The sequence below is a fragment of the Kitasatospora sp. NPDC001225 genome, from assembly GCF_053597855.1.
Genome location: NZ_JBSFJC010000256.1, coordinates 1 through 5,295, shown reverse-complemented (window position 1 = coordinate 5,295; position 5,295 = coordinate 1). Strand labels below are relative to the sequence as shown.

Here is a 5,295-nt window from a genome sequence, read left to right as displayed (position 1 = left end):
CACCACGAGGCCCGGAGTCTTCGGACGATGGGACGTGGTGGAGCCGCTGAACCAAGTCTGTAGTAGGTGAGCGATGGGGTGGACCTGGTCCGACGCGACGTCACCCGCGCCCCGTACGCCGGGTCGCCGTGTGCTTCCGACGCTGGTGCCCGGCCGTGTTGTTCGAAAGGATGCTCAGGTGGCGAACTTGACCCGGATCTTCACGATGACCCGTACCAACTTCCGCTCGGCCGACCCGGTCGAGCGGTGGACCGCGCGTGCGACCTGGGCGGCGCTGACCGCGACGGGCTGGCTCGTGGTGATGTTCACGACCGTCTGGGGGGCCATGGTCGCCGGGGTTCCCATCGGTACCGTCAGGTGGCTGGCGGTCTTCCTCTCGCTGGCGGTCCCCGCCGTCTCGCTGATCGCCGTCACCTCCGAGGCCGGCGGGCGTACCGGCGCCCCGGCGCTGACGGTCGTTCTCCTGCTGGCGGCCGTCCTGCTCGTCATCGCCTTCGTCTGAGTCGAGGGGTGGCCCGCCCCCGGGCATCGCCTACGGGTGCCTCCCGCCCGGAGTGCACGCACCGGGGACCGCCCGGAACCCGGTCGGCGCGTCGCGACGTTCGAGAGGCCGGTCGGCGAGCCCCCTCCCCCGAACCCCCTCCCCCGAGCCGGAACGCGGGGACGGGCAGGCCGCCCGCAACGCTCGGGCGGCCTGCCCGTCAGTCCCCGGTTTCCCCGGTCCGCGGCTATCCGAGGCCGCGGGCATCCTGCTTCAGCGCGGTGTCCACGGTCAGCGCGGTCGCCACGACCAGGCTGAGCAGCGGGTCGGGGAGCGGGCGGTGGATCTGGAGAACGTAGTTGTCGGCCGTGGTGAACATCGTCTTCGCCAGGCCTTCCCAGGTCTTGGTGATCCGGGCGATCTCGGTGTCCGTCCCGTCGACGATGGAGAAGTTCCAGGCCCGCCAGTTCTCGGCCTTGATCGCGCCGACCTTCTGACCGCCGACCTCCAGCGAGAAGTTGATCTTCCCGATGGCGTTCTGCTGAACGATCTGGCCGACCTCCTGGCCGTCCGGACGCTGCACGATCACCCGCGACTTGATGAACTTCGCCGGACGGGTCAGCAGCAGCACCGGGGTGCCCTGCGCGTCGCGGATCTCCAGCTTGTGGGTCAGGTACTGGTCGATGGAGAAGAGCAGCCGTACCACCTTGCGCAGGCCGCTCTGGCCGACCTGGACCACCGAGCCCAGCGTGGCGCCCTGCTGGTCGAAGACCGAGTACTCGTTGGTCAGCTCGATCAGCTTGGCCTTCTGGTTCACCACCAGGACGGGCTCGGAGAAGAGGGTGCCGCCGCCACCGTAGACCGGTCCGACGCCCGCCTGCTGCCGTACCTGGCGCTGCACCTTGGCGGAGTCGCCGACCGCAGCGGTCGGCCCCCCGGGGAAACCGGGGATGTTCGTGTTCTGGGACATGCCCGGCAGGCTAGGGCCAATCCACTGTCAGCAGCGAGATCGTTTCGGACGCCCACCCGGCGCGCCGGGGACTCCGAGTCGCGAATTCGACCTGCGGATCGGCGTGTTGCGAACGAGGGCCGACCGACGGCCGGCACGCGTGTGGCCGATGTCACATCCGTCGATCGATCACGGACGGCGGAAGAACCGTGCGACATCGAACGGAGCCGTACCCGTAGGCAAGTACCCGTAGGCCGGCACGGGCACCCGGCTCCCCCGTTCCCCGACCCCCGGGCGCCTCAGGCCGGGGCCGCGGCGATGCCGAGCCGCCACGCCTCGATGTCGCGGTAGTGGATCGGCCCGGGGCCGCGACCGATGTTGCTGCCGACGAGGTGGAGGCGTTCGGTCCGCCACGGCCGGCCCACGAACCCCGTGAGCCCGGCCGCCGCCAGCGGCACGCTGACGGAGTCGTCGCGGCGGGAGCGGGCCAGGGTGAGATGGGGGTTCAGCGGCCGCTCCCTGAAGTCGATCCCGCAGGACCTGGCGAGGTCCCGGACGTCGGCGGCGAGCCGGTGCAGTCCTTCCAGGTCACCGTCGATGCCGGTCCACAGCAGCCGCTGGTCGAAGTAGCCGCCGCCGCGCAGGCCCAGCTGCAGGGCGGGGCGCGACGGGGCCGCGGCGGCCAGCGCCGACCGCAGCAGCGGCACCGCCGTGGACGACTGTTCGCCGAGGAAGGCCAGGGTGATGTGCCAGTCCTCGATCCGGTTCCACCGCAGCCGCGGGTAGCCGGCATAGGCGGGTCGCAGGGCCCGGGCCAGTTCGTCCTTGGCGTCGTCGGGCGGGGCGAGCGCCATGAAGACGCGCAGGGTCCGGGGTTCGGGGTGATCGTCCACGAGGGGGGAGGGTAGTCGACGGCCGGCGCCACCCTCGACTCTCCCGTACGGGCCGGCCGGGCCCCGGTGCGGCGGCCCCGTCCGACCGCCGCACCGGGACGCCGTCAGGTCAGAGCACGACCTCCTTGAGGAGGCCGGTCGCGACGTCGAGGACGAAGCCGCGCACGGCGTCCGTGTGCGGGACGAAGGGACTGGTGCGGATCCGGGCGGCCGACTGGCGCACGTCCGTCTCCAGGTCGGCGAAGGCCTCGGCGGCCCACGGGGGCTTGACGCCGGTCTCCTCCCGGATCGACTCGCGGAAGGCGTCGTCGCCGAAGGTGAGCATGCCGCAGTCGGTGTGGTGGATGAGGATGATCTCCCGGGTCCCGAGCAGCCGCTGGCTGATCGCCAGCGAGCGGATGGCGTCATCGGTGGCCACCCCGCCGGCGTTGCGGATCACGTGCGAGTCGCCTTCGGCGAGGCCGAGCGCGCCGTACACGTTGAGCCGGGCGTCCATGCAGGCCAGGACGGCCGTGCGGCGGGCCGGCGGGAGCGGGAGCGGCCCGTCGAAGGCCGCGGCGTAGTCGGCGTTGTTGCGCAGGTAGTGGTCGGTGGCGGTGTCGGTCATGGTGGACGGCTGTCCTCTCGGTGCGGTCGGATCGTGGTCGGCCGGGACGCGCGGGAGCGCCCCGTCCCGCTCGCGGGTGCGTGCTTCGGGCAGCACGGAGCGGGCGGCACGGAGCAGCAGGTGAACGCGTCCCGCCGGATGCGTCAGGAGCGCCGCTCGGAGGGTCCGTCGACCGGGGCGACGGCCGACCCTCGCGGCGGCGGGGAGCGACGGCCGCCACGGCGGTGCCGTTCGGAACGGAGCGCAACGGAAGAGCGCAACGGAACGGCACGGCCGGGCGGCTGGAACGGGCGATCAGACGATGACCGGACAGCCTGTGGAATGGATGCGGCCGAAGTCGATGTGACGACGGCGGACGAGCACGGTCATGCGGGCACCGTACTGCCCGCCGGAGCGACCCCGCCCGGGATTCGCCCATTCTCCACTCCGCCGGGTGACCGCCTCCGTGGACAGCCGAGCTGCGGCGATCCCACACGTTCCCTCACGTCACATGCCGCCTCTCGGACCGCGCCGGTCGACGCCGGGTTCTCGGGGAGCCGCCAACCGCCGCCGCGGTCCTCCTTCGAGAAGCGCGCGGCGAGATCGGGAACGTGGAGGAAGCAGGCCAGTGCGGTGGCGGCCTGGAAGGCGTCGATCGCACGCCGGCGAACCGCTTCCCTCACGGCAAACGGTGGCGAACCCAAGGATCGACACACCACCCTCGGATGACCACGTGATCGCGGAAACACAGGTGCGTGACGACGGATTCCCGCCCGCCCAGTAGGACGAAACTCCGCCGAAATACCCACCGACATGCGCTAGTTGATGCGCCACCGCGCCCGGCCGTCGCCCTTTCTCCGGAACAGCGGCCGACGCACCGATCGACTCGGCCCCGGAAACCTTCAGCAACCTCGCGAGCTTCGGCGAACACCACGGTGGTGTTCGCTGCTCCCCGGTGGATCGGATGCTCGCGCCCCCGGAGCGGCACTCTTCCTGTGTTCTTCCTGTGCCCTTCCTGTATTTTTCCTGGTTTGGCAAATCCCTATCCTGCCATCACTTTCAGTGACTGGCCGCCATACTGACGGTCAGTCACTCTGACATTCGGGGCGCAGGGGGGATGTACGTGAACCGGACGAGGGTGATGAACCGGTCCTTTGCCGCCGTTTGGGTGAATCCATTGCAGGCCTATGCGATCGGTGGCCGAAACCGACGGTGATTCAGCCAGTTGGCATGCGATCCAGACAAAATCATTCCGCCCCGTCGATCCGCCTTCTCCGGCATTAGGATTCCTGCGGCATCAGGACAACTGTCTTGGTGAACACTGGCTCTGACGGGCCAGGAGATTGGGGAAGAAGAGGGGGAAATGGCGAACTCGCCAATGAGGGCAGGGTCGGCACGGCGCTCACGCGCCAGGATCCTGTCCGCCACGGCCATGATGCTGGCCGCGACCGTCATGGGGACGACGGTCGCCCAAGCACTCCCGTCCGACACGGCCCCGGAGCCGCTGCCGGCCAACTACCGCGCGCAGGTGGTCGAAGCCTGGCAGGGCGGCGGCACCGCGGTGAAGGACGCGGCCGCACGGGCACTGGTCGGCTCGGACGCCGACATCACCACGTTCTTGACCAGCACGCTGAGCCGTGCTCAGGCGTCGGACGAGCGCTTCGCCGTCATCAAGATGCTGAGCAGCACCGGCAAGGGCGTGCGCGACGCCGCGACGAAGGCGCTGAGCGGGTCGGACGCCGACCTCCACGCGTTCGTCACCAGCGGCTGGCAGAACCCGATGATGGACGACCGCCGGGCGGCGATCGTCACCATCGTCGACGGCGCCGACGTCGCCGTCCGCACGGCCGGGACCAAGGCGCTCGGCGACGGCACCGCCGAGGCCATGGACGCCTTCCTGACCACCGGCCGGTTCAAGGCGCAGGAGGAGGACGACCGGGTCGCCGTCCTGCGGCTGATGGACGTCTACACCGGCCCGGAGTTCACCAAGCAGGCCGGCCGGGCGCTCAGCGGCACACCCGCCGACATCCGCGGGTTCCTGGAGAACGGCCAGCTCCTCGCCCAGGCGAGGGACCAGGAGACGCTCGACGTCAAGCAGCTCGCCCAGACCGCGAAGGACGCCACCAAGCGGGCCCTGGAGGAGACGGCCGCCGCCCAGGAGGCGGGCGCCCGGGCCGAGAAGGCCGCCGAGACGGCCAAGCAGGCCGCGCTGACGGCCGCGGACGAGGCTGCCAAGACCAAGGACGACGCCGAGAAGACGGGCGCCGCGGCCAACCGGGCCGCCGAGGCCGCCTTGATGCCGTGCCAGATCGCGCACTGGCCCGCGGCCCGGTTCATCACGGTGTTCGGGAACCTGGCCGGGTCGACCAGGTAGGGGCGGTCGCCG

5 protein-coding genes are annotated in these 5,295 nt (G+C 70.9%); 2 read left to right on the top strand and 3 right to left on the bottom strand.

Annotated features, from left to right (window positions below; genetic code table 11):
• Nucleotides 1–178 precede the first annotated feature (178 nt).
• Entirely contained in the window at nucleotides 179–502 is a 324-nt protein-coding gene (locus ACWDCZ_RS38545) for a hypothetical protein (protein ID WP_449818379.1), read from the top strand.
• A gap of 226 nt (nucleotides 503–728) precedes the next feature.
• Here ACWDCZ_RS38545 and ACWDCZ_RS38540 read toward each other — a convergent pair whose 3' ends face one another.
• The 3 genes from ACWDCZ_RS38540 to ACWDCZ_RS38530 form a co-directional block, all read right to left on the bottom strand.
• Entirely contained in the window at nucleotides 729–1,451 is a 723-nt protein-coding gene (locus ACWDCZ_RS38540; protein WP_079272189.1) for an LURP-one-related/scramblase family protein, read from the bottom strand.
• A 278-nt stretch (nucleotides 1,452–1,729) separates the two neighbouring features.
• Complete coding sequence (gene thpR / locus ACWDCZ_RS38535; protein ID WP_449818380.1) at nucleotides 1,730–2,284, bottom strand: RNA 2',3'-cyclic phosphodiesterase; 555 nt, start codon at nucleotides 2,282–2,284, stop codon at nucleotides 1,730–1,732.
• Between the two features lie 148 nt (nucleotides 2,285–2,432).
• Nucleotides 2,433–2,930: a beta-class carbonic anhydrase gene (locus ACWDCZ_RS38530; RefSeq protein WP_074002869.1), complete on the bottom strand. Its 498-nt coding sequence runs from the start codon at nucleotides 2,928–2,930 to the stop codon at nucleotides 2,433–2,435.
• 1,411 nt (nucleotides 2,931–4,341) lie between these two features.
• Here ACWDCZ_RS38530 and ACWDCZ_RS38525 point away from each other — a divergent pair.
• Nucleotides 4,342–5,283, top strand: a complete 942-nt coding sequence (locus ACWDCZ_RS38525) for an ALF repeat-containing protein (protein ID WP_449818378.1) — start codon at nucleotides 4,342–4,344, stop codon at nucleotides 5,281–5,283.
• The last annotated feature ends 12 nt before the right edge of the window (nucleotides 5,284–5,295 follow it).